Below are 26,498 nucleotides of genomic sequence, written 5' to 3'. Positions count from 1 at the left end.
AGGCGCTGTGAGAGCGCCTTTTCTAGTAATGAATATTCTATTTTGCGTTTTCGTCTGGTTGATGAATACCAAATATATTTCCTTCTGGATCTTTGTAGTACCCCTGCCAAGCCATTCCGGGAAGAGCGTACTTTGGTAAAGCTACTTCGCCACCATGTTTGAGAATTTTGGCTTCAATAGCATCGTAATCTTCTACTCCCATCGTACATGTATATCCATTCACGGGCTGATTTGGTTCTGGGGCTGGACCTTGGCGCTTCATTAAAGCACCGTTAATTCCTGGTTTATCTTCCCCGCCAGTCACGGCTCCCATATAAGGCATACCAGCAAATTCGCTCCAGTCTTCAAACGTCCATCCAAAAACTTCACCGTAAAACCCTTTTGCACGATCCATGTCATCAACGTGAATTTCGAAATGTACTAATCTACCCATATTTCCCTCCTGAATTTCCTGAATAGTTTGGTGACCATCTCCTTACTATAATTTCTACAAAATTGTTAGATCTTCCTTCTCCTTTCCGAATGAATGAACAAACATTAGGAGGTGTTTAGTAAGGAAATGATATATTTATCGGGAAAGATAGACAAATTGACATAACAGAGTTCTAAATTTAGGCTGTTTACCGATAAGAATCTTAGTTTCTCAAGATAATGTAAACAAGATAAATGATATACAAACTCAGGAGGATGAACCCTTCTATTTTTCCGATTTTGTACTGGGTTCGTGAGAATATGAATAATAACAAGCTTAATGCAATCATTATGATTACATCTGTGAATATTTTACCATTTACAGCTAATGGAGAAATAAATGCTGAAGACCCGAGAACAAATAATATGTTGAATATGTTGCTACCCACGACATTCCCTAATGCTATTCCGCTTTCTTTCTTTAACGCAGCGGATATAGAGGTCACAAGTTCAGGAAGCGATGTACCAATTGCAATGATTGTTAAACCAACTAACGTTTCACTCATTCCGAGCTCATAAGCAATCTCTGTCCCGTTGTCTACGACTAGGTCCCCGCCAAAAATAATGGCACCTAAACCTAATACCGTTAAAACGATATTTTTCTCCCACTTCACGTTTGTGGGGGCAGGTTCTTGTGCCGATTTATTTCGACTTTTCATACCTACTTCAATCACATAGTAGAGAAATATAGAAAGAAACAGCAAAAAGATGATGCCATCACTGCGTGTGAGCAGGTTTTCATTTAATCCCTGTAATTCTGTATCGCTCACAAGTACGAGTAATGCTCCGCTAGCTAGTAAGATAAATGGGATTTCTTTTTTTGTGGTTTCATTCTCTACCATTAAAGGATAAAGGAAGGCTGCGATCCCTACCACTAACGTCACATTAAAGATGTTACTGCCTACAACATTCCCAAGTGAAACTTCGGCATTTCCTTGTAAAGCCGCAATGATACTAACCGTTGCCTCAGGTGAGCTCGTGCCGAAAGCTACAATTGTTAACCCAATCAAAATAGGGGGTACACGAAGTAGCCTGGCAATATTAGAAGACCCATCAACGAATAAATCGGCTCCTTTAATTAATAAACCAAAGCCAATAAGTAATAAGACATATGCCATATTCGTCTATCAAACTCCTTTTTATTTTTACTAGTTTTACCATACCCTCATTAGGCACCATTAAAAAGCATGAAAGGGCATGTTTTACTTCTTAATATGTATAGAAAAAAGCTGTCATTTATTCATTGCTCTTAGACCATATTTATATAATAAATCATTTTATATACAAGGTGTTTCATTTATTTAAGGAACCTGTATCACTTAAATAGTATATCAGGTTTTTATTTTTACCTAAAATTTGAGAGTGTTGTAAAGAACTAATGGTCGGAAAAGGTTCCATTCATTTGTGAAGAGGGTAAGGGATGGGGGAGCTTGAATATTCACGTTTGGCTTGGTTTCACACCCTATTTTTCGCTAATTTGTTAGTAATTCCCTTGAAAGCGTAAATCATTTGGTAAATTATTAAAAGTTCGTGAACGATATATGACAAAGTTGTGAACAAACGTTTCTATTTCGCTAAAATCTGATATAATCAGTCAAGCCCTGATACGTATAACAGCTCCTAGTTTCAGAGTTTTATACTTATAATTTAACAGATTGATAGGAGGGTTAAGAATTATGAAAGCTAAACATCTCCGTAATAGATGGTTAGGTTTGCTGCCTCTCGGCTTGATCTTTTTCTTAAGCGGGTGTGGGCAGTTGGAAATGACTGTGCTCGATCCAAAAGGGCCGGTCGCTCAAAGTCAATATGACCTGATTGTATACTCACTTTGGTTCATGCTTGGAATCATTGTTGTCGTGTTTGCTTTATTTACTTACATGATCATCAAGTACCGTGAGAACCGTCCGGGACGTAAAGAAAGTGACTATGATCCGAACTTGCATGGAAATACAACCATCGAGATCATTTGGACGATTATTCCGGTTATTATTGTCATTCTTTTATCCATCCCGACCGTTACGACATTGTTCGACTTGGAGAAACCTCCAGAACCTGCTGCAGGGGAAGAGGAGAAGGAACCTTTAGTTGTACACGCAACAACAGCGGATTGGAAATGGTTCTTCAGTTATCCCGAACAGGATATTGAAACCGTGAACTACTTACACATCCCAACTGATCGTCCGATTGAATTCCGATTAACGTCGGCAGACGCGATGACAGCTCTGTGGATCCCCGCACTTGGAGGTCAAAAGTACAACATGGCGGGTATGATGACCACATTGTATCTCGAGGCTGATGAAGAAGGGGGCTACGATGGGCGTAACTCTAACTTCAATGGTGAAGGTTTTGCTGCTCAAACGTTCAAAGTTCACGCTGAGAGCGAAGAAGACTTCAACGCGTGGACGCAAAAGATCCAAAACGAAGCGCCAGAGCTAACAGCAGATCGATATAACGAGTTGCTGAAGCCAGGGCTGACGGACGTTGAATCTTTCTCAAGCACTCATTTAGATTACGTGAAGCACCATACAAAAGATGGTATGGGTTACACAATAGAACACTTCCGTGATCTGTATGGGAAGAAACTTGATCTTTATGAAATCGAAAAACAAGAAAGCTTCCAATAGTACGTAAAGAAAGCAGGTGAAGACATGCACATAACAGATATTCTAGTCACCGGTGAACCGATCATCTATGGTGCCATGGTATCAATGGCTTTAGGTGGACTTGCCATCCTTTTCGTTCTGACGTATTTTAAAAAATGGGGATGGCTGTGGCGTGAATGGTTAACATCGGTTGACCACAAGAAAATCGGTGTCATGTATATTTTAAGTGCCCTTCTCATGTTATTCCGTGGTGGCGTAGACGCCATGATGATGAGGGTGCAGCTGGCATTTCCTGATTTGGGATTCTTAAACTCCCAGCACTATAACGAAATATTCACAACGCACGGAACGATCATGATTATTTTCATGGCGATGCCGTTCTTGATCGGACTCATGAACATTATCGTTCCTTTACAAATTGGAGCGCGTGACTTCGCGTTCCCATATTTGAACGCCTTAAGTTTCTGGTCCTTCTTCTTCGGAATGGCGCTCTTTAACATTTCTTTCGTAATCGGAGGATCTCCTGATGCCGGGTGGACAAGTTATACACCACTCTCCGGCGCAGCCATGAGCCCAGGACCAGGACAGAACTTCTATCTTATGGGACTGCAACTATCAGGTATCGGTACCCTTGCTACAGGGATCAACTTGATGGTTACGATTTTAAAAATGCGTGCCCCTGGCATGAAGCTTTTCCATATGCCGATCTTCACATGGTCGACATTGGTTACATGTTTCATCATCGTGTTCGCATTCCCGATTTTAACAGTAGCTCTTGCACTACTTACAATTGACCGTATTTTCGGTTCTCAATTCTTTACGTTGACAGGGGAAGGCCTGCCGATGATGTGGGCAAACCTGTTTTGGATGTGGGGACACCCGGAAGTGTACATTGTTATTCTTCCTGCCTTCGGTATTTTCTCCGAAGTCATTTCCACATTCGCGAAAAAACGTCTGTTTGGCTACAATGTGATGGTTTGGTCGATGATCGTCATTGCATTGCTTAGTTTCTTAGTATGGGTCCACCACTTCTTCACAATGGGTGCTGGCGCATTTGTTAACTCCGTCTTCTCTGTTTCGACGATGTTGATCGCCGTACCGACCGGAGTGAAGATATTCAACTGGCTCGCGACGCTTTATAAATCGAAAATCGAGTTTACTGTACCAATGCTTTGGTCACTGGCCTTCATCCCAAGTTTCATTCTTGGTGGTGTAACAGGTGTTATGCTTGGTATGGCAGCAGCGGACTATCAGTTCCACAACTCGTACTTCCTGATCGCACACTTCCACTACGTGCTGATCGCAGGTACCGTATTCGCCTGCTTCGCAGGACTTGTGTTTTGGTATCCGAAAATGTTCGGTCACAAGATGAACGAGCGTTTGGGTAGATGGGCATTCTGGTTGTTCTTCTTTGGCTTCCATGTGTGCTTCTTCCCACAATATTTCTTAGGCCTAGACGGCATGCCGCGTCGTTTATTCATCACGAACGTAGCAGAATGGCTTCCATTGAACGTTATATCAACTGTGGGTGCTGCCGGAATGGCTCTTGGTTTCGTTGTCTTCGTTTACAACGTTTACTACAGCTTCCGTTACAGTGAGCGCGAAACAACAGGCGACTCATGGAACGGAAATGGTCGTACGCTTGAATGGGCGACGACAACACCAGTTCCTTACTACAACTTTGCTACGGTCCCATATGTTGATGAAATCGATCCATATGTCCGTATGAAAGAAGAAGGCAAAACGACGTTTGAGGAAGACAAAGTGAAGCCAATTCACATGCCAAGTTATACAGGTCAGCCGTTCATCTTTATGGCTTTACTCGGACTTGCCAGCTTCGGTCTCATTTTTGAATGGATGTATCTAGCTGTCTTTGGCTTAATCGGTGGAGTGGTCATGATGATCCGTCGTTCCTTCGATTATGACGATGGTTACTATGTATCGGTTGAAGAAATTAAAGAGACAGAGAAAAAAGCGAGGGGGTTATAATATGGCTGCGGAAGAACTGAAAACAGGTCCTTTAGAATATCGCACCCAAGAAGGTCAAATGGGCATCATGGGCTTCTGGATTTTCCTTGGAGCCGAAGTTGTCCTCTTCGCGACCCTATTCGCAACGTATGCTGTCTTGTTCGGTCGTACAGCTGATGCACCTTTGCCAAGCGAACTGTTTGAGCCGGGCATCGTTCTTATTATGACTTTCCTGCTTTTAACGAGTAGTTTCACATGTGGACTTGCGATTCATGAAATGAGAAGGGGATCGGTCAAAGGGCTGATCTTCTGGATGGCCATTACGTTAGCTCTTGGTCTTGGATTCCTTGGGTTTGAGATTTACGAATTTGTTCATTATGCGCATGAAGGAGCAACGCTTCAGTCTAGTGCTTTCTGGTCGGCATTCTTTGTCCTTGCCGGAACACACGGACTGCACGTGACGCTTGGTATTGGCTGGGCGATCTTGCTCTTGATCCAAATCAAGCAGCGCGGATTGACAAACGTTACAAGCCGTAAATTCTTTATCATTAGCTTATACTGGCACTTTCTTGATGTCATTTGGATCTTCATCTTCACAAGTGTTTATCTGATTGGGATGGTGATTTAATATGTCCGATTCGAAAAAACGAGTACCAATGAATCACGTCATTGGCTTTATCTTATCACTTGTTATGACGCTAGTTGCCGCATGGGCAGCGATTCAATCCGACTTGCCTGTCACATGGGTGATTATCGGCATCATGATTTTGGCCCTGTTACAAGCAGGCGTTCAATTGTTCATGTTCATGCACGTTACGGAAGCTTCAAGCGGAAATGGGCATGTACCATGGAACATGATGTTCCACGGGTTCGCACTTGCCGGAATCGTCGTAGCAGGCTCCCTTTTCGTAATGTCCTTTGGGCATGACCATGGAGATCACGGAGATATGGGTGACATGCAACAACAAGAAGAGCAACATTCAGAAGACCATAACGGTCACTAAAACAAATGGGGGTTATCAGGATGGAACAAAAGCAAAACATGCCGATGGAGGCCGGATGGCCGTGGAAAGATTTGATTGGGTTTATTCTTTGCATATTGTTGACGGCTTTTTCCTTAGGCGGAGCGCTTTATTCCTCCTATGACCATAAATTTGTCTTATATATTCTGACTGGCTTCAGTTTTGTGCAGGCGATGATTCAACTGTACAAACTGCAGCCACAGGATTAAAAAAAAAGAAACGCGTCTTTCCTAATATAAGGGAAGGCGCGTTTCTTTTTTATTTAGCTAAGCTGATCTTTCGTTAAGCTCTTTTTGTATCCAGGGCTTGATTTTACGGTCGCTACCATGAACATCACCCAAGCCACGTGGGCGCCGATTAAACCGAGGTAGAACATGGCCCCTGTAATGGAAAATAATCCTGGATCTGTGTACATCGTCACTTGGAAGAAGTACAACCACATACCGATAAGTAGGATTGATTGCGCTACGGCAAATGCCATCTTTTTTGTTTGTAAGAACAGAAATGGAGCTATTGTCGCCAAGAGCAAGAACATTACAGTTGCACCCATGAAAATCATCTCCTTATTAATGTTTCATTAATGTAAACGTTTTCTTTGACTATATTGTAACAGAAAATTCATACTTTGGACACAAAATGTTCATAATTGGGCTGACAATTTTATAATTTCCTATTTTAGGCTTGTTTAAACGGTTTTCTCAGGTCAAAAAACAAAATTAATCCCTTGAACAAAAAAATAAAATCTTCATTTTTGGCGACTTTATGAAAAAATGTAATTATGCTAAAGCTTTTCTTAACAATAAAGGGTTAATGTTTTCATAAATAAATCAACATTGATGTTGACTGTGTGGTGCACTACATCCTTTATGATTACAGTGAGGTCGGGGACATGTACAAGGTTGGTGAGTTTTGCAAAATGACTGGTTTGAGTAAAGAAACCTTACGATATTATGCTCAAATTAAAATTCTTGAACCAGTCTATATCGATCCACATAATAACTATAGATATTATGATAATGGTTCATACTTGGTTGCGAGGTTGTTGGTTTACTTAAGAAAATTCGATTTTTCTATTCAAGAAATGTTAACGGTTGTTAATGACGAATCATTTGAACACTTAGAAGAGTTAATAAAACAGAAACGAAAAAACTTGCTAAAAGAAGTCAACCGTCTCCAAACGACGATTCAAGAGATGGACGAGTTCTTTGAAATGGAAATGGGGGATGAAGAGGGATGATTAAGTGGCATGAGGAACGAATGATACCCGTTAATATTGAAGTGATCTGGAGCTTGTTCGAAACAGAAAGCCTTTCACGCATTATGCCGAATGTAGTAGAAACCAAAGTTCTTGATAAGAAAGAAGGGGTAGTTGGTACGACGTATCAACAAAAATATAAGGAAGGAAAGCGTGTTGAAACGTACATTGTTGAGGACTTGGAGTATGAGAATACCCCTGAAAAGAAACATAATAAAATTGGTTTCACATTAGCCAAAGCATTTGATATAAAAGCTTCATTTACATTGATTAAGTTGAGTGAGAATGAAACAAGATTTATATATGAAGGTCAAAACGTAGGGCTAAATTTTTTAGGGAAAACGCTGCTTAAATTAGGCGGACAAAAAAACAACCAAAAAGTAGTCGATGATTTTATGGATAGAGTCGAAAAAGAAGCCTTGATTGAAAATCAGTCCTAAGGGATCGCGGGAGACAATAATCAATATCAAGAGTTCAGAGCCTTAGAAGCTCAGTGGATGAGTCGGGATCAATGAAAAAGTCAAATAATCATAATGAAGAAGCAAATCACCTACTGTATATACATGATTTGCTTCTTTTTCTATCTCTGTTATAAGGTAAGTGTACAGCACTTTAATAAAACGTACATGCTTTTGGGCCTAAAGCTTTTGAGGTAGTGTTTAAATGTTTTCCGGTCTAATATCCAATTCAAAATTTGTAATGAAATTTGACTTTATTATTTTATGGTCTCCATTGAAAACATTTACTTTCACTGCGTGATCCCCAATTATTTTTCTGAGCGTGTCTAAATCTATGTCTTCTTCTAAAGGAACAGTGTAACTTGGAGTAAGTGTGGAATGAGGTTTTAATACTTGGGTTTTATCAAGATTTCCAGGGCGAAACTTATTTGTTTTTACCTTCTTCTGAAGTTGTTTATTAGTAATCTCAAATACTACATAATACGGCTGTGAATGTTGTGAAGAATTATTACTTAGGACAGCATCGAGTGATAAAGCTAAACCACTTTCTGCGCTCTCTCTAGGGTGTAATTGAATTTTACTTTCTTTAGTAAACTTTATTGTTTCTCCCTGAGCATAGGAAATATAGGAAAACATTACTGAAGAAAGAATAATTAAGCTTGCAACAATCCATATATACTTTTTCAAAATTATTCCTCCATTATATTTTTCCATGATTTAGTTTATCAGACTATATACTTGTTGGTAAGAGGTGATTAGTGTGAAAAAAATTATTTTTAGCCTTCCTGTTATATTTCTTGTATTCATATTGGGTGTACTCGGTTGGTCTAAATTCCAAAGTTCAAAGACTGGTCCCGATGTTCAGTATTTAATCCCTGAGGGAAAAGAAGGATGTTTCGCTGTAATATATAAAGTCGAAGGTGCTGAACCTCTAGAGATTGAAGATAACACCATTACACATTCATTTTCAGTAGACGGTTTATCTGAAACGTCATCACCGCATAATTTCGGTTGGGAAAGAGAGAACACTTCTGGTTATATAAAGGTCGACTATTTTTATGTAGATGGAGAGGAAAAGGTTAAGATACCTCCTGAAAACATTTATATGGAAACTTCTCCCTCCGGAGCGAAGGTTAATGAAGAAGGAGAAAGAGTAGTATATGAAAACCTGTCGACGTTTTATATCGGAGAAAATGAACCTTCTAAAAAGATAGATTGTACTAAAGTTGCTTTGGAAAAAACAACAAAATAACCTTATCTTAGAAGGGGGATTTTTAAAAGATAAACGCTGTGTCTATTACTGAGTCAAATTTAAGGAAACCGCCGAGTACGTGCTCGGACGCTCGGCGGTGTTAGAGAACGGATGTTAATCCCCCTATCAGCTGTGGATTCAGAAGGGCGGCTCCCTTCGTACATAGTTGAACCCGTCCCCTCGGTTCACACCGGGACAATTAACCTGTCCCTTTGTCCCGGTTACCGTTCTACTATATGCCCCCAAAGTCGAGCAATTTCAATGCTTGTGTCATAGAGGTAATTTGAAGCATGATTCATACAATCTTCTAAGCTAATGATGTTTGGCACAATAGAGAAGCTACTCATGAATGTGCTCCGTAGTTGATCACGGTCTCCTTCTATACTTCCAGATAACAAAATCGCTGGTATACCATACTCCGCAGCTAAATCCGCAACGTAGGCAGGCGCTTTTCCATACAGCGTTTGCTCATCAGATTTCCCTTCTCCAGTAATAAGAAGGTCTGCATCCTTCATGGATTCCTCTAGTTTAATCGCTTCTGACACAAGCTTAGCTCCTGATTCAAGTTCTCCACCTAAGGTTAGAAAAGCAAAACCCAAGCCCCCGGCAGCTCCAGCGCCCGGCGTTTCCATATTGTCTTCATTTAAAAGGCGTCCCCACTTACCGAGGGCCTCATCTAACTGGTTTACCTGCTCTTCTGAGGCTCCTTTTTGTGGTCCATAAACATGACTTGCTCCATTCGGTCTTGTAAGAGGATTGGAAACGTCGCATGCAACTCTGAACGTACATTCTTCTAAACGAGGGTCTAGTGTACTCTTATCAACCGAATCAATGTGGTAAAGGTCTTTACTAAGTGACCCAACCGGTTTTCCTTGTTTGCCCTGAACGTGAAGGCCTAATGCTTGTAAAATACCAAGACCACCGTCATTGGTAGAACTTCCGCCAAGGGCAATCATAAATGTGCGATACCCACGCTCTAATGCATCAAGAATCGCTTCGCCTAGTCCGTAACTTGTTGTCCGTTCAGGATTTCGTTGGTCGGTTGGCACAAGGGTAAGACCAAGAACGCTAGCCGCCTCAATTGCGACCGTACCATCTTCAAGAATCAAGTAACTTGAGTCGATCGGATCACCAAGAGGTCCAGTTAAGCGGATGGACTGACGCTTATGATCCGTTGCAGCTGCAAGCGCATCAAGCGTTCCCTCACCACCATCTGCCATTGGTTTTTGAATTACTGTAAGCTCTGGATGCACGTCTTTAAAAGCGCGCGCAATATGATGAGCGACTTCGCTTGATTCGAGACTTCCTTTGTATGAATCGGGTGCAATGACAATCTTCAAATCGATCCCTCCATTTGTTTTTTTGGCTTTAGTTCTATTACAACGTACAAAAGTGGAGTCATATAGATATAAATGAACTTGTTAGGAGCTAGGGAGCTATTAATACCTTATTATAATTTTACTCTTTTCCATGTGTCTTCTCCCGATGTGTGTTTATATATCTGATTTAAAGATAAAGTCTATTGTTAAAGAAATTATATTTTTATCGATTGTTAAGAGATAGATAACACTTTATCATGAAGAAGTAGGAAATAATTACATAAAGGGGTTTTTACATAATGATACTTGTAAATGAACATAAAAAACAGTTTCACTTACAAAATGATAAAGTAAGTTATATTATCCATATCTTACAGAATGGCCATTTAGGGCATCTTTATTTTGGGAAGCGCATAAGTCATTCAGATGATTTCTCTTATATGTATAAGGAGGGGGAGAGGGTAACAACCTCTTATGTGTACGAAGGGGATCTGAATTTCTCATTAGATTTAGTTCAACAAGAATACCCTGTTTATGGCACTACTGATTATCGTTACCCTGCGTTGCACATTGAGCAAGAAAATGGGAGTCGTATTAGTGATTTTAATTATCAATCCTACAAAGTGTATAAAGGGAAGCCTGAGCTGAGAGGACTACCTCAAACATATACGGAAGATGAAAATGAAGCAGAAACGCTTGAAATTTCATTATATGATCCTATTCTTCAAGCGGAGTTGGTTTTATATTATACGATTTTCAAGAACTACGCAGTCATTACAAGGTCTTCCAAGATTATCAACCAAGGCTCACAATCTTTTCAACTTGATCGTGCACTAAGTGCTTCCATTGATTTCTTTGATTCTAATTTTGATATGGTTCAGTTATCAGGAAGTTGGTCACGGGAAAGGCACGTGAAAGAACGTGCCTTAGAAAGTGGTATCCAGTCAATTGGGAGTACTCGAGGAACGAGTTCTAGCCAGCAAAATCCTTTTTATGCATTGAAAAGGAAGCATACATCAGAAGATCAGGGTGAAGTCTATGGCTTCAGTCTTGTTTATAGTGGGAATTTCTTAGCTCAAGTAGAAGTGGATCATTATGATATGGCTCGTGCATCGATTGGAATCCAACCTTTCGATTTCAGCTGGAAATTAGATCAATATGAAAGTTTTCAATCTCCTGAAGCTGTTCTCGTGTATTCAGATCAAGGTTTAAATGGCATGAGTCAAACCTATCATCATTTGTATCGCAATCGTTTGGTAAGAGGAGAATGGCGTGATAAGACAAGACCGATATTGTTAAACAATTGGGAAGCAACGTATTTTGATTTTGACGAAGACAAGATACTAGATATAGCTTTAGAAGCGAAAAATTTAGGGGTAGAGCTATTTGTTTTAGATGATGGGTGGTTTGGAAAACGAGATGATGATACTACCTCCCTTGGTGATTGGTTTGTGGATCAAAGTAAACTTCCAAATGGTATAAAAGGGTTGTCTGAAAAAGTAACAGACCTTGGGTTAGATTTTGGACTTTGGTTTGAGCCAGAAATGGTGTCTAAAGCTAGTAAACTCTATGAAGATCACCCTGATTGGTTAATTTATGTGCATGGCAGGGCGATGTCTCATGGGAGAAACCAATTTGTTTTAGATTTTTCGCGACAAGAAGTAGTAGATTATATCTACAATCAGATGGCAACTCTTTTACGTGAGGCAGAAATCAAGTACGTGAAATGGGATATGAATCGTTATATGACAGAAATAAGTTCTCAAGCCCTTTCCTCTGACCGCCAAAAAGAAGTTCCTCACCGCTATATTTTGGGAGTCTATGATCTCTATGAAAGGTTAACATCAGAATTCCCAGACGTTTTATTTGAATCATGTGCAAGCGGGGGAGCTAGATTCGATCCAGGTATGCTTTATTATGCACCGCAAACGTGGACAAGTGATGATACAGATGCAATAGAACGGTTAAAAATTCAGTATGGAACATCTTTTGTTTATCCATTAAGTTCTATTGGAGCACACGTCTCTGAGGTTCCAAATCATCAAGTACGCAGGCTCACTTCTTTGAAAACACGAGCAGAAGTTGCGTTTTTCGGTATGTTTGGATATGAATTAGATGTTTCCAAAATGAGTGAAGCAGAGAAGGAAGAAGTAAAAGCTCAGATTGACTTTTACAAACAATATCGTCATTTGATTCAAACAGGAAACTTTTATCGATTACTGACTCCATTTGAGGGGGAGAAGAATCAAACCGCATGGATGGTTGTTTCTGAGGATCAATCAACTGCTATTATAGGATACTACCAAATCCTTGCTAGAGCTAATGATGGGTTTAAACGTCTTCAGCTAAAGGGGCTAGAACCTACGGCAAAATACAAATTATATGAAATAAACTCCTACGAAGACTATAGAGTGGAGCAGGAAACTGCAGAACGATTTGGTGATGAAATCATGTATGCAGGGCTTGACCTTGGCTCAGGGTATTCCGGAACACAAGCAGGAGGGATTAAAGAATCTGGGGACTTCACTTCTAAACTGTGGGTTTTGAAGAAAATGTAAGGGAGTCTAATGAAAAAGGAGAGTACTCTATCAAAATGAGTACTCTCCTTTTTATGGGGCTTTGTTTGTGATACCGCTATGATCTTTTAATCACTCTAAGTCGGTGCAACACTAAATAGTAACAGAGTTTTAATATGAGAAATTATTGTGAAACTTGTTTTCCACCATGAAAGAAGTTTTGTAAAATAAGGACACACGCGCCAATAGCAGAGGCATTATCTCCTAATTGTGATGGAACAATTTCTGTCTCTTTAGCAGCGTCAGTAATAATTCTTGCTTGAATAGTCTCCTGGAGGCTATCCAAAATAAATTCACCTGCATGTGAAACCCCTCCACCAATAATGATACGGTTAGGGTTAATGGTATGAATGAGGTTGGTCAGCCCAATACCTAAGTACCTTCCAGTTTGTTTCAATAATTCTTGACTAAATTCATCCCCTCTTGTAGCAGCTTCAAATACGATTTCCCCGTTTACCCGTTCTAGATCTCCTTGAACTATATCTGTAATCATTGATGTATTCCCGGCTTTTAATTCTTTTATGGCACGTTGAGCGATGGCAGGTCCCGCAGCAAGAGTTTGAAGGCATCCATAATTTCCGCAGCTGCATTTTGGTCCAGATAGGTCAATGGTCATGTGGCCAATTTCTCCAGCTATAAAATTAGCGCCCTGAAATAATTCGCCTCTAATCATAATCCCGGCACCGATCCCGTGACCAACATTTATTCCTACGATATTATCTTCGTCATTTCCATTTCCTAACCACCATTCCCCAAGTGTCATAGCTTTTGCATCATTCTCAACATGAACCATCATGGAAAACTCCTTAGCTAGCTCTTCTTGTATAGGGATATTGTGTGTTTGGAAAGATGGGGCAAATAAAGATACACCTGTATTTACATCAACTATGCCGTGCATAGCCACGCCAATTCCTAAGTACTTGTCCTTATTCCTGCCCCCCTTTTGCATGATCTGATAGATTCCTTCTTTCATCTTTTCAATTAGGTCATTAGCTTCTGGTTGTGCTTGGATATCAAGCATCAGTTGTTCAACTAATTCACCATAAAGATTAGTGATTACAAATTTTATATGGTAACGCCCTACATCTATACCCATAATAAAAAATTGATTCGCGTTGATTTCAAGATATGTAGGCTTCCTGCCCCCTTGTGAAGAACCTTGAGTCGTTTCTACAACGAATTGACTATCAAGTAGCTCTTTCACGATGTTACTAACAGTGGGAGGAGTTAAATTTGTTTGTTTGGCTATATCTGCACGGGAAATGGGCCCTTTTGAGCGAATCATATTTAGAATAACCGAGCGGTTGATTGACTTCATAAGTTGAAAGCTACCGCGTGTATATTTTGTAGACATATAATCTCTCCTAGGTATTCCGTCTGTAGTTTCACTATATCATATATGAAAGTAAATTAATTTAACGAAGTATTTAAAAATGAGTTTTAAAATTTTTATTCTAAGGTTGTATAATGAATGGCTTTAGTGAGAGTATTTTGCAACTTAAAACTGTTGGTATTAGTAGGGGGGAAACAAATAGTAGCCTATATCTTGTTAAAGAGCAAAAATATAAAATTTGTCATAAAATTTTTAAAAAAACTTTTCAGAGTTTATTTCTTATGATAACTTAGCATTAAGTTAATTAAATTAATTTATTAAGTTTTTTGAAAGCGCATTAATTTTATCCAAATAAGACAATACGAAAGGATACATAGACAGAATGATTTTGGGTTAAGGATTGTGCGGTTGAATAAAAACAAAATGAATGTCTTTAGAAAGCAAGGGATAGGGATGCGTTATTTAAGAAGTCTTATGCTCGTGTAATTTAAAGTAAAGTTTGATAAAAGGGGAGAACTATATGAATCTGTTTACGATCGTGTCTTTTTTATTTTTCACTGGTTTAGTTGCTCTAATTTCCTATTACATTACGAGAAAAGAAGATTTGAATTCACATGATGGGTACTTTTTAGGTGGTAGAAGTCTTGGAGCTTGGACTATTGCAGGCTCTTTAATGTTAACCAATCTATCCACCGAACAATTAATTGGACTGAACGCTCAAGGTTATTCCACCACCATTGCTGTAATGGGTTGGGAAGTAGGTGCTGCCATTGCATTAGTTATTGTAGCGTTCTTTCTTTTACCGAAATATTTAAAAGGTGGAATTACAACAATTCCTGATTTTCTAGAAGATCGTTATGATTTCGGTACAAAGCAGATTGTAACCATTCTATTCTTATTTGGGTATATATTTAATCTATTACCTCCAATTTTATATTCTGGAGCGGTTGCCATTAATGGCTTGTTCAACATACCAGAAACTCTTGGGATTGGTAGACTTCCATCTTTATACCTTACTGTACTAGGTATAGGAATTGTAGGATCTATTTACGCAATTTTTGGAGGTTTGAAAGCGGTTGCCGTTTCCGATTCGATAAATGGTGTTGGACTTTTGCTTGGTGGGTTACTGATTCCGGTTATTGGGTTATACGTTCTTGGAGATGGTTCGATTGGTGCTGGTTTCAACACAATCTTGCAAGATTCCCCTGAGAAGATGAATTCCATTGGCGATTCTGATAGTCCTGTACCATTTAGCACGATGTTTACAGGAATGTTGCTTGTGAACCTCTTTTATTGGGGTACTGCCCAACATATTATGCAGCGTGCCATTTCAGCTAAAAGTTTGAAAGAAGGGCAAAAAGGAGTTTTGATTGCGGCCTTCTTAAAATTATTGGGCCCGGTTTTCCTTATTCTACCTGGTATTATCGCTTTCAATATGTTTGGTCCTGACCTAGAACCAACAAATGCTTATCCAAGACTTGTTAATGAGATATTGCCAACACCTTTAGTAGGCTTTTTTGCTGCTGTATTATTTGGGGCTATCCTTTCTTCCTTTAACTCAGCACTAAACTCATCCGTTACATTAATTGCTTTAAATATTTACAAGCCATATATAAATCCAAATGCTACAGATAAAGAAGTGGTTCGTAAAGGTAAATATTTCGGTACGGCAATTGCTTTATTCGCTATTTGTATTGCTCCCTTAATAGATTTGGTACCACAAGGATTTTTCCAATACCTACAGATGGTAAACGGTTTTTATAACGTACCGATCTTCACGATTATGATTGTGGGTTATCTAACAAAACGAGTGCCAGCAATTGCAGCGAAAGTATCCTTGTTTGTGTTTATCTCTACTTACGCGACGACTCAGTTAGTGTGGGATACCGGGTTACATTTCCTTCATATCTTAGGTATTCTATTCGTTATATGCTCCACTCTAATGTTATTAATAGGCAAGCTATATCCAAGAAATGAAGAGTTCCATTTAGAAGAAAAAGCGAAAGTAGATATGCAACCATGGAAGCTGGTCTATCCAGTGGGAATTGCGGCGACTGTAGCGATGATTATTATCTATACACTACTGTCACCGATAGGGATTATATAAACTAAGCAAACCCTAAATAAAAAAATATTGGAGGTTTTTATATGAGCTATTTTGGAGTGGATTATTATCCAGAACATTGGCCATCTAGCCAGATGGAAGAAGATTTAACAGGCATCAAAGGTCTTGGAGCTAATATGATACGGATCGGTGAGTTTGCTTGGCATGTAATGGAACCAAAAGAAGGAGAATTTGATTTCTCTTATTTTGATAACGTAATAGAGCAAGCTAAAGCCTATGATTTTAAGGTTATGTTTGGTACACCTACAGCTACCTTTCCTGCCTGGCTGGCTAACAAATTTCCTTCCATTCTCTCAAAGGATGAATATGGAACAGTGAGAGAGTTTGGTGGGAGACGCCAATATTGCTTTAACTCGGAGGAATATCGTCAGTATAGCGCCCGCATTACTCGTGAATTAGTCAAGCATTATAGAAATGAAGAAGCTATTGTAGTATGGCAAGTCGATAATGAATTTGGTCATGAAGGAAGTGATCAATGCTATTGTGATCAATGCAAGGGAGCATTCCAAAAGTTCCTGAAGGAAAAATATAATGATATTCAAGAGTTAAATGAACGCTGGGGGACTATTTTCTGGGGGCAGACTTACAATGATTTCACGGAAATTCCTGCTCCTACGCCTACAATAACCACCCATAATCCAAGTTTGAAATTAGATTGGGCCCGTTTTCGCTCTTTCTCTCTTAACAGCTATGCTCATCAAATGACGGAAATTGTTCGAGAAGAAAAAGGTCCTCATCAAGAAATAACGACAAATGTTTCTGGTGGTTTCTTTGATAAGTGGTTTGACCATGAAGAGAATTTGCGACCAATGGACTTTGTTTCCTATGATAATTACCCAGTTTGGGGAGGTCTTGAAAAACCCATACCTCCTAGCGAAATAGCGATGACACTTGATTTCAATAGAGGATTGAAGGGTCAAAATTTCTGGATTGTAGAAGAGCTGATGGGAGCACAAGGCCATGATGTCATTGGATACCTACCTCGTCCTAATCAAGCAAAGCTGTGGTCTTATCAAGCTTTTGCTCACGGGTGTTCAAATATGCTTTACTTCAGGTGGCGTGGGATGACTAGAGGTGCGGAACAATTCTGTTACGGAGTTATAGATCATGATAACCGTTATGGACGTAAGTATCATGAGGTGAAGGATGTCTTTACCGAAATGAGCAAGTACGATCAGCTATTAGAATCTCCTATTGAAGCAGAAATCGCAGTGCTCTACGATTATGATAATATTTGGTCTTGGCGTGCTCAAACTCAAAGTAAAGACTTCCATTTTAATCAAGAGCTTATGCGTCTGTATCAGCCTTTTTATGATTTAAATACTAAACTAGATGTCATACCGGCAGATCGTGATTTTTCCAACTACAAGGTAGTTTTGGTACCCGTTATGCAAGTGCTGAATGAAGAATTAGCTACTCGTTTGAAAGAATTCGCAAAACAAGGTGGAACGGTAATCTTTTCTTTCCGAGCAGGTTTGAAGGATAAAGATAATGTCATAAACTTTGGCCAGACCTTACCAGGCCCCGTTGCAGATTTAACCGGAATACGTGTAGAGGAAATTGAATCATTAACAGCAGAACATCGCCTTTCCGTTAAAGGAGAGCATGATCTTTCACAAGAAGAGAGTTATGTGAATATATGGCGAGATCTGATTGTACCAGAGGGTGCAGAAACCATTTACCGATATACGGATTCCCTCTATAAAGAATATGCAGCAGTTACGAGGAATTCATATGGAGATGGAGAAGCTTTCTACATTGGCGGTGGACTTGATGTAGAGGGACTTAGACCACTTGTTAAAAAGGTAGTAGAGAATCATAATATAGATTATGAAGAATCTCCAATTGGAGTAGAAGTGTATACTAGAGTTGTTGATGAAAAAGAATATCAATTTATTATGAATCATACAGAAGAAGAAGTATCGTATATGGATAAAGTACTTGCGCCATATGAGACTCAAATCGTAAAAAAATAACGTATACTACTTTTAATAAAAGCCTTGAAGCATACAATAGCTTCAAGGCTTTTTTATTGAGCGTTTCTATGATTTATAAGGAAGCGGTGGGAAGGATCCTGCGCTTCTTTACTTTTATTCTACGAGTAATACTGATAAAAAAAGCAAACCACTTAATTAAAAGTGATTTGCTCCTATATTATGAAGATTTGATGGAAGAACAGCGACGGTTTTCATGCATTTTTATAGAGAAAATAAGGAAGATCAGAACCGCCCCCGTGCTTCTTCCGCCAAATCCCAAATCCTTTGGTCTGTTGCTCTATAGTGTTAAATGAGTTCTTTGGTTAACTTATAGTCTTCGCTACCGTTGTCACTGTATCTTATAAGGATATCAAAAGTAGGAAATGAAGATACTAGGTGGTTATACATCTCAAGAATTGCTAGATGGTGCTTGGGTTCACTCATATTAACTTTCCTCCTGCTCCAATAAGTTTTTAATCCTTTTAATGGAGCCACTTTAAGTATTGTTTGAAAATATTATTATAATAAATTGTTCTAAAATCTATTGGAAAAATTTATTGAACGAACAGATTTGTGGTAAAATGTGGTAGTATAAAGTCAAAAAATTGTGGAGGGGTAATATGCTGGTATCTAGATCAAGACGAACAGTTACGAAGAGATTGATGGGACTAAACGAAAGAAACAGTAAGCTTTACTCGGATTATGTTGAATACCTTCAAAAGAGCGGTAAGGGTAAGACGACTATCACAAATTATTCAAACAAGGTGCTCAATTTTTTGGAAACGCTTCGTGAAGATCAAAAGATAGAGGACACTCCATTTGTTATTATGGAAGACTTTATTAGTGCAGCTCAAGCTGAGAGCAGTTTTAATAATAGAGTCTACGCTCTAAAGAACTTCTGGCGGTATTTATCCGAAGAAAAGGGCTTATCTTTGTTGATTAGTAGTGATAAGCTAGGATCAATTGTGTTTAGTCCTGGTGATGTACGTCAAAGTATTCAAAGGGGAGCGGTACCTTTGACAATAGAACAAGTCGTACTCATCAGAGATACTTATAAGCGTGATAATGAGAATAAAAGATTATTCACTTTTGAAATGATCTATCGACACGAGGTTAAGTGGAACGATTTAGCAAAATGTCATCGGAAGAACTATTCACCAGAAAATAGAGAGTTCAAGATTACTAAAAATAAATCCATCAATATTGATGATTACATTGCTGATCTCATTGAGCGTGATGACGCTATTCTTGACAGAGTTTCTATGTCAGGTCATCAATATAGATTAGTTGATATGTCGGAGCTTCTTGGGCGTGATGTAAGGTGGATTGACATCGAAAAAACACATGACAAAAACTTCGTTGCGTGTCCGAGATGTCAGAAAGAAAATGAAATGCAAGCTGATAACTGGGTTTTAGTGTCTGTAAATGAGAACCACACGAAGTGGTTGGTATGTAAGTCATGTGTCGAACAAGGTGAATCAAATGACTAAACTACATTTGTATGAAATAGGTACCTTGAATCGGTATAAATTCAATTCACATGATGGTTTCTCTCATTTTAAAGAAGGAGTGGAAATAAAAGTTGATGAATATGAAATTGACTTAGGTGATATTCGTAAAAAACAACAAAAACATTTACCGGATGTCCTTGAAACAAGCGAAATTGATGAGGAGAACCTTCAAGACGAATTATTAAAAGAAATCCAGAGTATCCAGGGGTCCCTGGAAAGAACAACACAAGCGCAAGATCGTATCAGAAGATCGGCTAAACTAGTGAGAAAGCTAAAGACTCTTTATAAACATGAATGTCAGTTATGTGATCCTTCTGAGCCATTCTTGCCAATTATCATGGAGACCGGTGTTAAATATGTTGAGGTTCATCATATAACAAGTATTGGGTTAGCTAATACCCCTGAACAGAAGCAAGATATTGAAAGCCTTGATACTTATCAGAATACTGTTGTGGTTTGCCCTCAACATCATATGCGATTACATTTTCACCAAGGTGGCACGGATAATTTAATTAAGGAAAACAATAAATTGAAGTTTGTCTTTAACAATGGTGAGACAGAAGAATTGTATTTGAATTACCATTTAGATGAGTTTGACCATAGTTTTCTATAGAAATCAGCAAATGCAAGTCACATCAGACGATTGTGATAAATAGTATACAGGATAGTTAAAAGCTCTCTGTGGAAATCGTATGGCATATGTGAAAAAAACTGATTCTATAAAGAACCAGACTCTTGTTGTGGTAAATTAGTTTAGTCGGATTTCTTGGCGAAGGTTGCCGAGATCGAATCCTTGCTTCTCGATCTGCTCCCTGTATTGGTCAGCGGCGATCCTGACTTGTTCTGAACCAGTATCACCTTCAATAGTCACGCTGCCTTCGATTGACATCATGTGCTTGTATCGAATAGTAGTTCGACCACCAGGGAAGGTAGCTTGAAGCTGTCCAGCTAAACCACCCAACTCTCCGCAAATGTTATCCACTTCACGGCTTACGGCTTTGTAAGCGTTGATGAACTCTTAGAAATCCCCTTAAAGAATGTTTGCCAGAATGCTGGTCCTGATTTTGTCAGATTAGATAATAGACCTTCTTTCGCGTTTGAGAGCGAGCTTCCATTGAAAGAAAAAACGTGGAGCTCAAACGTTTCCACGGTATATCCCGAGCTAGCGGATATGGCCTCTTAACCATGATGAATCAAGAGAAATTAACCGATATAGCGGTTAATTTCAAAAGGATAGTAGCCATCCTACCTCTAAAACCTCATCTATTTTTAGGCTATAACCCAACATAATAGTACTTTTAATATGTGGTCATTTTCACGTGTGATTTAAATTGAAAAAAACTACTTTTTCACTGGACTTGGGGATTAATAGTAAAGTCAGTTAAAACCGGTGTAACGTATTATATAAACACCCATGAAGAACTAAAAAATTAGAGATGAGAAAAGAGCTTTGAAGTTTTTGTCATAACCTCTTTTTCTATGTGCTAAAAGACTTGAAACAATTTCCCCTAGATAAGAGATTAGTTTCAAGACTGATTTGGAAATGGTAAAATTAACATATAAAATGCTTTATAGATGGAGGGGTATTTTGAAACTAATATGGGTTGAAATTTGGAATTATAGAAACTTAGATGGAATAGAGGTTGCGTTGCATCCAGATATGAATTTTATTGTAGGGGAGAATAATTTAGGGAAATCAAATTTTCTAGCGATGTTAAACACTATTTCCGCTTCAAGATACTTTCGTGAGCGTGACTTCAAAAATCCAGACAATTCAATTGAAATAAATTTACAATTACAACTTGATGATGAAGAAATAGGATTATTTGATGATTATTTTTCTCCTCACGATGAACAGATTAATATAATCAATATAACTTTAAAACAAGATAGTCCAGAAGAAATATTTAAGTTTTTACATAAGGAAACTGAAGAGGAAATATCTCATAAAACTTTAAGGAAGTTAAATTTCATAAACTATTCATCATTTAGGAATCCTCAAAACGAGTTAAATTTTGATAGGGGAACAGGTGGAGGAAAGTTCTTAAAATACCTTGTTGAACGTTATTTAAAAGAAAATTCAACAGATGGAAAGAATCAGTTTATCGATGAGAACGATTTTACTGATTTATTAAAGTACTTAAATAAAAGTATAGGAAAAATTGAAACAATAAATAACTTTTCTATTGCTGCTCATTTGGATAATGAGGTTGAAAAGGTTCTATCTAAACTAATAGTTTTAAAGGGTAACGGGGATCACTATATAAATGATATGGGTTATGGTGTGCAATTTTTAAATATTATACCCTTAGTAATTATTGATAACATATATAACATAATAGAAAAATCTCGTAGGTCAGGTGAAAATGTTTTAGAACAAGATCGGAACGAACATTATCTTCCGGTTATAATAGGTATAGATGAACCGGAAATACATTTACACCCATTCATGCAACGAAGCTTAATAAAATACTTATCCGAAATAACAAAGGGTGAAGATCAAAATTTTAATAGTATATTAAAAGATTTATTTGATGTAGATAGAGTTAAAGGACAGCTAATTTTCGTTACTCACTCTCCATTTTCAATACAAAATAATTATAAACATATTGTGAGGTTTTTTCAGGATGAAAGTGGAGAGCTGAGTGTGAAAAGTGGATCTCAAATAACTTTTAAACCTGATATAGAAAAGCACCTAAATAAGAATATGGAAATAATTAAAGAAGCATTTTATGCTAAAAGTGTATTGGTAGTAGAGGGGGAAACAGAAGAAGGAGCATTTCCTATTTTCGCTCAAAAGTTGGGATATGATTTCGATAAGTTAGGGGTCAGTATAGTAAGAGCTGGTAGTGTAAATAGTGTACCTCCTTTAATGAATTTATTTAATAAATTTGGTGTTAATGCTGTAGGAATAATTGATAAAGATGATGGGAATATGGAACGTAAAGCTTTTCAAAATGTTGAAAACTTGTTTGAAACTAATTTTGTTGATTTTGAAGAGGAGTTATCACACAGTTTTCAACCTGAAGATTATGCTAGTTTCTTAGTAGAAAATATTCCTGAAAAGAAAGGCTTTCTTATTGGTACTGCAAAGAAGTTAAATATCCAATTTAACCCTGCGAACCCAAACTTGCATGAAGAATTCAAAGCTATTAAAGAACAAGACAAAATACGATTGAAATCTGAATTGCAATCCGGTATACATTCACAGTTGTCAAATATTAAGAGCATTATTGTTGGTAAGGAATTGGGGAAACATACTACAGTGATTCCACAAATCTATATTGAAACGATAAGGTGTTTGGTGGGGGGATCTGATGATTGAACATACTGACATAAAAGATAAAATTACAGAAATACATGGTGATGATAAATCACAATTAGATGTAATATTTTCGGACGGTAAAAAAATAATGGTAGAAGCACCTGCTGGTTATGGTAAAACACAGACGCTTATTAGTAAAATTGCATATGACATTGTGGCCAAGAAAATAAAGAATTATAAAAAAATATTAGTGATCACATTTAGTGTGAATGCAGCACATAAAGTTAAAAAGGACATAAAGTCAAAGTTACCCGTATTGCTACAAGACGCTTTAAAGCCAAAACCTAAGGAGATTGATGGAAAAGTGGTGGTTTCTAATTACCATGGCTTTTGTCGTGGAATATTAAAGAAATACGGATATTTACTTCATCAGAATTTGAAAGAAGTTGATTCCTTTAAAATTTTCAACACAAAAGAAGAAATAGGATTAACTAAAGAAGAATTAAAGGTAATCAGTAAATTTGAACACGATGTAAGAATTATTAATTATGCAGGAATTGAACAAAATAAGCATAAATACTTAAAAATATTAATTAAAAAATTATTAGACAATAAATATATTACATATGATGGGATAATATTATTAACTGAACTGTTACTTAAAAATTACCCCAGTGTTTTAAAGTTTTATCAAAGTATATTTCAATCAATTGTTATAGATGAGTTTCAAGATACTAACGTTTTAAGCTGGGAATTAATGAATTTAATTATTAGTGATAAGTCTAATGTTCAATTTTATGGTGATTCTCTTCAAAAAATTTATGGGTTTATTGGGGCTATCCCTAACCTTTTAGATGATGCCGCTGAAAAATTTGATATGGAATATCATCATTTAAAGTATAATTATCGATTTAAAGATAATAAGGAAATGTTGTTATTAGATAATAATATTAGGGAGATTGCGAAAAATCCTATAAATCCAAATATGGAAAGTGAAAGTGAGGTCAAGTTAAACCTTTTTGACTCTCAATATGATGAAGCAAAAGGCATAGTACAATTAGTTAATTCTTTAGACCTTAATCAAGCCAACGAAAAAGTAGCTATATTATATAGGCAAAGAGGTAGAAATTTAGATATTGTTCTTAAAGAATTTGAGGATAAGGGAGTTCCGTATTTTAATGGTTTATATTTACAAGATGAAGATCCTGTTTATAAAGACTTTCATCAACAATGTTTGAATAGATTTATTGAGTTTTTTAAGAATAGAGATTCAGTATCTAAGAAAAACCTTATGGAATTCTATTTAGATTTTAAATCCATAATAAAAATTAATTCAAAATCTCAACCTTTGTTAAGGTTACTAAAAGTTTTTATAGAACAAGTTATTAAAGAAGCAATTTGGAAACATCTAAATTCAGAAGATAGAAAGAATTTCATAATCAATTTTCTTATGGGTAAAGGATTGAAGAACTACATTGAATACGTTAAAGAAAGTGTAATCATTTCTACGGTTTTCGGAGCAAAAGGGTTGGAATGGGAATACGTTATTATTCCAGACTTAGAGAAGGATTCAATTCCTAATTATATGGGGATGTGTAAAGGGTGTTCCTTTAAACAAAATTGTAGGCTTATTATAGACGAAGACAACGAAAAGAGCTTTATAGATGAATTAGGAGTTTTTTATGTGGCTCTTACTAGGGCTAGAATACAAACGTATTTCACAGCCAGTGAAATAAATGGATATGGATACAGAACTAATATAACTTGTTTTCTAAAACTGCAGGGTATTAGCATGAATATTAACAAAGATGTTAAGTCAATCTTTAAAGAAGCGTAGAGACGGTTCCTGCGCTTCATTATGACTATTCTCAAATATTTTATCAAATGGTATAGTAACCGTAAGTTATTCTAAGAATTTCACAGGTTTAAAAAGAAGCAAATCACTCATATACAGGTGATTTGCTTTTATATTGGGGAGATTTAACTTTTATCGCCGGTGGCTATCCGCCATAATGCTTTTTAAAACAGTTCTACTCAATATCACTACCAAAATGATCTTGAATAAATTCTCTTTCCTGTGCAATCGACATAACGCCAGTTGCTTTCCCAACTGTTCCGCCTTGCATTTCCCAAATCATGTTATGGTGGTCATCTATGTTAGCGAAATCTTTGTTTTTCCATGCGTTGAGAATTTCTAAGTAATCTTGCTTGTGAGTGTAATTGTTCATCTCAACCACTTCAATTAAACGATTTACACGATCCATTGTGATGGGTAAAGTACCCCATTTTTTGTTAGCGATGACTTTTTGATGAGACATTTGGTGAATAGCGTTTTGAATAGCGCTCTCGGACGTGCCTTCTGTATATATTTCTTCAATGGGTGTGTCTCGTTTTTCGTTAAGCTCAATAAAATTATTTTCCTTTTTTTCGCTATCTTTAGAAACGGTTACATCTAGGTCTGTTCCGGGTTCAACTTCTTCTTGTTTTTCATCAGCTTTAGCATCGTTCGTTAGCAATTGTTCTGATCCACCGTACAAAATAAAAAAGATAATCCCTGTGCCTGCTAAAAAAATAGAAGCCAACGTAATAACGAACCAATTTTTCACTAAGAATGTTTTCATTGTTATAATCTCTCCTTAATTGATTGTTTTCACTTCTTTCACTTCCATAGAAAATAAACGATCCTAAATGGGAAGCATCAGGGTTATGGTTTGAGCTCTTTAGGTGCGACAATTCTAAATGACTATTTTACACATGCTATATTTGTCCGATTAATAGGTATATATAAAATTATATCGTAGAAACATTGAACCAGAAAGCTATTCTTGGGAAGTAGTTCCAATTTTTATGGGTTATATATGAAGTGGCAGTGTAATTTCTGAACGAAAAAACATTAACATACTCACCGAAATAAGGCGTAACTAGAATGGAACGGCTTCAAGAACATATGAAATCCCCATGCAACGATTACATCCGCTATGATAATGATGAGCCATCCAAGCATCTCAAGACGAAACAAGGATTGAGAGGCTTGGATGTCTTTGAATGTCGTTGTCACATCTCCTTCTATAACTAATGAACTGTGCACATAGCCTTGAGCAAACATAGCAGCAACTGTCATGAGAATGAACGCAACACCAGAGATCACTGCTGCATGTTGCTGCATGTTTTGATAGGGGTTCATTCTTATGTTCATTTACGTACCTCCTCGAATTTGATCTAAGTATGATTGTATTCTGTCTTAGAGAGACTTTTATTGACTTAAATAAAGGAATTTGTGCTTTTAAATATTTGGGTGTAAGAATAGTGGAGCTTTTGTAAACGTCAAGTTGATTTTTACACTTTCTGCTCATTGAACTTTTAC

25 protein-coding genes are annotated in these 26,498 nt (G+C 37.5%); 15 read left to right on the top strand and 10 right to left on the bottom strand.

The genetic code is table 11. The features are described from left to right. Positions 1-37: 37 nt before the first annotated feature. Both N780_RS06795 and N780_RS06790 read right to left on the bottom strand, forming a co-directional pair. Positions 38-433 carry a VOC family protein gene (locus N780_RS06795; RefSeq protein WP_036781768.1) on the bottom strand — a complete coding sequence of 132 codons (396 nt, stop codon included), beginning with the start codon at positions 431-433 and terminating at the stop codon, positions 38-40. A 202-nt stretch (positions 434-635) separates the two neighbouring features. Then, positions 636-1,589 carry a calcium/sodium antiporter gene (locus N780_RS06790; RefSeq protein WP_036781766.1) on the bottom strand — a complete coding sequence of 318 codons (954 nt, stop codon included), beginning with the start codon at positions 1,587-1,589 and terminating at the stop codon, positions 636-638. Positions 1,590-2,147: 558 nt separating this feature from the next. On the opposite strand from N780_RS06790, the gene qoxA reads away from it, so the two are divergent. The 5 genes from qoxA to N780_RS06765 are packed head-to-tail and all read left to right on the top strand — an operon-like array spanning position 2,148 to position 6,273. Next, a complete protein-coding gene (gene qoxA / locus N780_RS06785) occupies positions 2,148-3,095 on the top strand; it encodes a cytochrome aa3 quinol oxidase subunit II (RefSeq protein WP_052114930.1) in 948 nt (315 codons plus the stop codon). A 24-nt stretch (positions 3,096-3,119) separates the two neighbouring features. Further along, complete coding sequence (qoxB, locus tag N780_RS06780) at positions 3,120-5,063, top strand: cytochrome aa3 quinol oxidase subunit I (protein WP_036781764.1); 1,944 nt, start codon at positions 3,120-3,122, stop codon at positions 5,061-5,063. Position 5,064: 1 nt separating this feature from the next. Next, positions 5,065-5,670 carry a cytochrome aa3 quinol oxidase subunit III gene (gene qoxC, locus N780_RS06775; protein WP_036781762.1) on the top strand — a complete coding sequence of 202 codons (606 nt, stop codon included), beginning with the start codon at positions 5,065-5,067 and terminating at the stop codon, positions 5,668-5,670. Position 5,671: 1 nt separating this feature from the next. Next, positions 5,672-6,046: a cytochrome aa3 quinol oxidase subunit IV gene (gene qoxD, locus N780_RS06770; RefSeq protein ID WP_036781760.1), complete on the top strand. Its 375-nt coding sequence runs from the start codon at positions 5,672-5,674 to the stop codon at positions 6,044-6,046. A 20-nt stretch (positions 6,047-6,066) separates the two neighbouring features. Continuing rightward, complete coding sequence (locus N780_RS06765; RefSeq protein WP_052114929.1) at positions 6,067-6,273, top strand: cytochrome C oxidase subunit IV family protein; 207 nt, start codon at positions 6,067-6,069, stop codon at positions 6,271-6,273. A 53-nt stretch (positions 6,274-6,326) separates the two neighbouring features. Here the strand turns inward: N780_RS06765 and N780_RS20040 are convergent, their stop codons facing one another. Further along, the gene (locus N780_RS20040) at positions 6,327-6,614 is read right to left on the bottom strand and encodes a spore morphogenesis/germination protein YwcE (protein WP_036781758.1); all 288 of its coding nucleotides are present in this window, start codon (positions 6,612-6,614) and stop codon (positions 6,327-6,329) included. A 339-nt stretch (positions 6,615-6,953) separates the two neighbouring features. Here N780_RS20040 and N780_RS06755 point away from each other — a divergent pair, with 339 nt between their 5' ends. Both N780_RS06755 and N780_RS06750 read left to right on the top strand, forming a co-directional pair. After that, on the top strand, positions 6,954-7,301 hold the full coding sequence (locus tag N780_RS06755) for a MerR family transcriptional regulator (RefSeq protein ID WP_036781756.1): 348 nt from the start codon (positions 6,954-6,956) through the stop codon (positions 7,299-7,301). Further along, a complete protein-coding gene (locus N780_RS06750) occupies positions 7,298-7,759 on the top strand; it encodes an SRPBCC family protein (protein WP_036781754.1) in 462 nt (153 codons plus the stop codon). Before N780_RS06755 ends, N780_RS06750 begins: the two co-directional genes overlap by 4 nt. A gap of 219 nt (positions 7,760-7,978) precedes the next feature. Here the strand turns inward: N780_RS06750 and N780_RS06745 are convergent, their stop codons facing one another. Continuing rightward, positions 7,979-8,464, bottom strand: coding sequence for a hypothetical protein (locus N780_RS06745; RefSeq protein ID WP_036781752.1), 486 nt, complete (start codon positions 8,462-8,464; stop codon positions 7,979-7,981). A 73-nt stretch (positions 8,465-8,537) separates the two neighbouring features. Here N780_RS06745 and N780_RS06740 point away from each other — a divergent pair, with 73 nt between their 5' ends. After that, complete coding sequence (locus tag N780_RS06740; RefSeq protein ID WP_036781750.1) at positions 8,538-9,029, top strand: DUF6843 domain-containing protein; 492 nt, start codon at positions 8,538-8,540, stop codon at positions 9,027-9,029. Positions 9,030-9,250: 221 nt separating this feature from the next. Here N780_RS06740 and N780_RS06735 read toward each other — a convergent pair whose 3' ends face one another. Further along, positions 9,251-10,369 (bottom strand): glycerate kinase, encoded by a 1,119-nt coding sequence (locus tag N780_RS06735; protein ID WP_036781748.1) that lies wholly within the window; start codon positions 10,367-10,369, stop codon positions 9,251-9,253. Positions 10,370-10,644: 275 nt separating this feature from the next. Here N780_RS06735 and N780_RS06730 point away from each other — a divergent pair, with 275 nt between their 5' ends. Beyond that, complete coding sequence (locus tag N780_RS06730) at positions 10,645-12,906, top strand: alpha-galactosidase (protein ID WP_036781746.1); 2,262 nt, start codon at positions 10,645-10,647, stop codon at positions 12,904-12,906. A 142-nt stretch (positions 12,907-13,048) separates the two neighbouring features. Here the strand turns inward: N780_RS06730 and N780_RS06725 are convergent, their stop codons facing one another. Beyond that, complete coding sequence (locus tag N780_RS06725; RefSeq protein WP_036781744.1) at positions 13,049-14,278, bottom strand: ROK family transcriptional regulator; 1,230 nt, start codon at positions 14,276-14,278, stop codon at positions 13,049-13,051. Positions 14,279-14,777: 499 nt separating this feature from the next. Here N780_RS06725 and N780_RS06720 point away from each other — a divergent pair, with 499 nt between their 5' ends. Continuing rightward, positions 14,778-16,364 (top strand): solute:sodium symporter family transporter, encoded by a 1,587-nt coding sequence (locus tag N780_RS06720; protein ID WP_036781743.1) that lies wholly within the window; start codon positions 14,778-14,780, stop codon positions 16,362-16,364. Positions 16,365-16,405: 41 nt separating this feature from the next. Then, on the top strand, positions 16,406-18,358 hold the full coding sequence (locus N780_RS06715; protein ID WP_036781742.1) for a beta-galactosidase: 1,953 nt from the start codon (positions 16,406-16,408) through the stop codon (positions 18,356-18,358). Positions 18,359-18,664: 306 nt separating this feature from the next. On the opposite strand, the gene N780_RS19730 is transcribed toward N780_RS06715, so the two are convergent. After that, complete coding sequence (locus N780_RS19730) at positions 18,665-18,802, bottom strand: hypothetical protein (protein ID WP_156969100.1); 138 nt, start codon at positions 18,800-18,802, stop codon at positions 18,665-18,667. A gap of 176 nt (positions 18,803-18,978) precedes the next feature. Between N780_RS19730 and N780_RS06705 the strand changes: the two genes are divergently transcribed. Next, positions 18,979-19,848: a site-specific integrase gene (locus N780_RS06705; protein WP_036781739.1), complete on the top strand. Its 870-nt coding sequence runs from the start codon at positions 18,979-18,981 to the stop codon at positions 19,846-19,848. Next, a complete protein-coding gene (locus N780_RS06700) occupies positions 19,841-20,482 on the top strand; it encodes a hypothetical protein (protein WP_036781737.1) in 642 nt (213 codons plus the stop codon). Before N780_RS06705 ends, N780_RS06700 begins: the two co-directional genes overlap by 8 nt. Before the next feature lie 135 nt (positions 20,483-20,617). Here the strand turns inward: N780_RS06700 and N780_RS06695 are convergent, their stop codons facing one another. Further along, positions 20,618-20,851, bottom strand: coding sequence for a hypothetical protein (locus tag N780_RS06695; RefSeq protein WP_036781735.1), 234 nt, complete (start codon positions 20,849-20,851; stop codon positions 20,618-20,620). Positions 20,852-21,457: 606 nt separating this feature from the next. Between N780_RS06695 and N780_RS06690 the strand changes: the two genes are divergently transcribed. Together N780_RS06690 and N780_RS06685 are read left to right on the top strand one after the other, a co-directional pair. Continuing rightward, positions 21,458-23,194, top strand: a complete 1,737-nt coding sequence (locus N780_RS06690; RefSeq protein ID WP_036781733.1) for an ATP-dependent nuclease — start codon at positions 21,458-21,460, stop codon at positions 23,192-23,194. Beyond that, the gene (locus N780_RS06685; RefSeq protein ID WP_036781731.1) at positions 23,187-24,971 is read left to right on the top strand and encodes a UvrD-helicase domain-containing protein; all 1,785 of its coding nucleotides are present in this window, start codon (positions 23,187-23,189) and stop codon (positions 24,969-24,971) included. The genes N780_RS06690 and N780_RS06685 overlap by 8 nt, the downstream gene beginning before the upstream one ends. Positions 24,972-25,164: 193 nt before the next feature. On the opposite strand, the gene N780_RS19175 is transcribed toward N780_RS06685, so the two are convergent. Together N780_RS19175 and N780_RS06675 are read right to left on the bottom strand one after the other, a co-directional pair. Beyond that, positions 25,165-25,755 (bottom strand): DUF6241 domain-containing protein, encoded by a 591-nt coding sequence (locus tag N780_RS19175; protein ID WP_052114928.1) that lies wholly within the window; start codon positions 25,753-25,755, stop codon positions 25,165-25,167. Between the two features lie 281 nt (positions 25,756-26,036). Then, on the bottom strand, positions 26,037-26,330 hold the full coding sequence (locus N780_RS06675) for a DUF4386 domain-containing protein (RefSeq protein WP_052114927.1): 294 nt from the start codon (positions 26,328-26,330) through the stop codon (positions 26,037-26,039). Between the last annotated feature and the right edge of the window lie 168 nt (positions 26,331-26,498).

The organism is Pontibacillus chungwhensis BH030062 (assembly GCF_000770675.1).
Classification (GTDB): domain Bacteria; phylum Bacillota; class Bacilli; order Bacillales; family BH030062; genus Pontibacillus; species Pontibacillus chungwhensis.
The sequence above is the reverse complement of the archived record's forward strand: the minus strand, read 5'-3'. Positions and strand labels throughout refer to the sequence as shown.

Excerpts from the sequence above, each read along its gene's own strand:
- N780_RS06675 (WP_052114927.1), bottom strand. The coding sequence starts at position 26,330 with ATGAACATAAGAATGAACCCCTATCAAAACATGCAGCAACATGCAGCA.
- N780_RS06790 (WP_036781766.1), bottom strand. The coding sequence starts at position 1,589 with ATGGCATATGTCTTATTACTTATTGGCTTTGGTTTATTAATTAAAGGA.
- N780_RS19730 (WP_156969100.1), bottom strand. The coding sequence starts at position 18,802 with ATGAGTGAACCCAAGCACCATCTAGCAATTCTTGAGATGTATAACCAC.
- qoxA (WP_052114930.1), top strand. The coding sequence starts at position 2,148 with ATGAAAGCTAAACATCTCCGTAATAGATGGTTAGGTTTGCTGCCTCTC.
- N780_RS06750 (WP_036781754.1), top strand. The coding sequence starts at position 7,298 with ATGATTAAGTGGCATGAGGAACGAATGATACCCGTTAATATTGAAGTG.
- N780_RS06700 (WP_036781737.1), top strand. The coding sequence starts at position 19,841 with ATGACTAAACTACATTTGTATGAAATAGGTACCTTGAATCGGTATAAA.
- N780_RS06720 (WP_036781743.1), top strand. The coding sequence starts at position 14,778 with ATGAATCTGTTTACGATCGTGTCTTTTTTATTTTTCACTGGTTTAGTT.
- N780_RS06725 (WP_036781744.1), bottom strand. The coding sequence starts at position 14,278 with ATGTCTACAAAATATACACGCGGTAGCTTTCAACTTATGAAGTCAATC.
- qoxC (WP_036781762.1), top strand. The coding sequence starts at position 5,065 with ATGGCTGCGGAAGAACTGAAAACAGGTCCTTTAGAATATCGCACCCAA.
- N780_RS06755 (WP_036781756.1), top strand. The coding sequence starts at position 6,954 with ATGTACAAGGTTGGTGAGTTTTGCAAAATGACTGGTTTGAGTAAAGAA.
- N780_RS06795 (WP_036781768.1), bottom strand. The coding sequence starts at position 433 with ATGGGTAGATTAGTACATTTCGAAATTCACGTTGATGACATGGATCGT.
- N780_RS19175 (WP_052114928.1), bottom strand. The coding sequence starts at position 25,755 with ATGAAAACATTCTTAGTGAAAAATTGGTTCGTTATTACGTTGGCTTCT.
- N780_RS20040 (WP_036781758.1), bottom strand. The coding sequence starts at position 6,614 with ATGGGTGCAACTGTAATGTTCTTGCTCTTGGCGACAATAGCTCCATTT.
- N780_RS06765 (WP_052114929.1), top strand. The coding sequence starts at position 6,067 with ATGGAACAAAAGCAAAACATGCCGATGGAGGCCGGATGGCCGTGGAAA.
- N780_RS06715 (WP_036781742.1), top strand. The coding sequence starts at position 16,406 with ATGAGCTATTTTGGAGTGGATTATTATCCAGAACATTGGCCATCTAGC.
- N780_RS06705 (WP_036781739.1), top strand. The coding sequence starts at position 18,979 with ATGCTGGTATCTAGATCAAGACGAACAGTTACGAAGAGATTGATGGGA.
- qoxB (WP_036781764.1), top strand. The coding sequence starts at position 3,120 with ATGCACATAACAGATATTCTAGTCACCGGTGAACCGATCATCTATGGT.
- N780_RS06685 (WP_036781731.1), top strand. The coding sequence starts at position 23,187 with ATGATTGAACATACTGACATAAAAGATAAAATTACAGAAATACATGGT.
- qoxD (WP_036781760.1), top strand. The coding sequence starts at position 5,672 with ATGTCCGATTCGAAAAAACGAGTACCAATGAATCACGTCATTGGCTTT.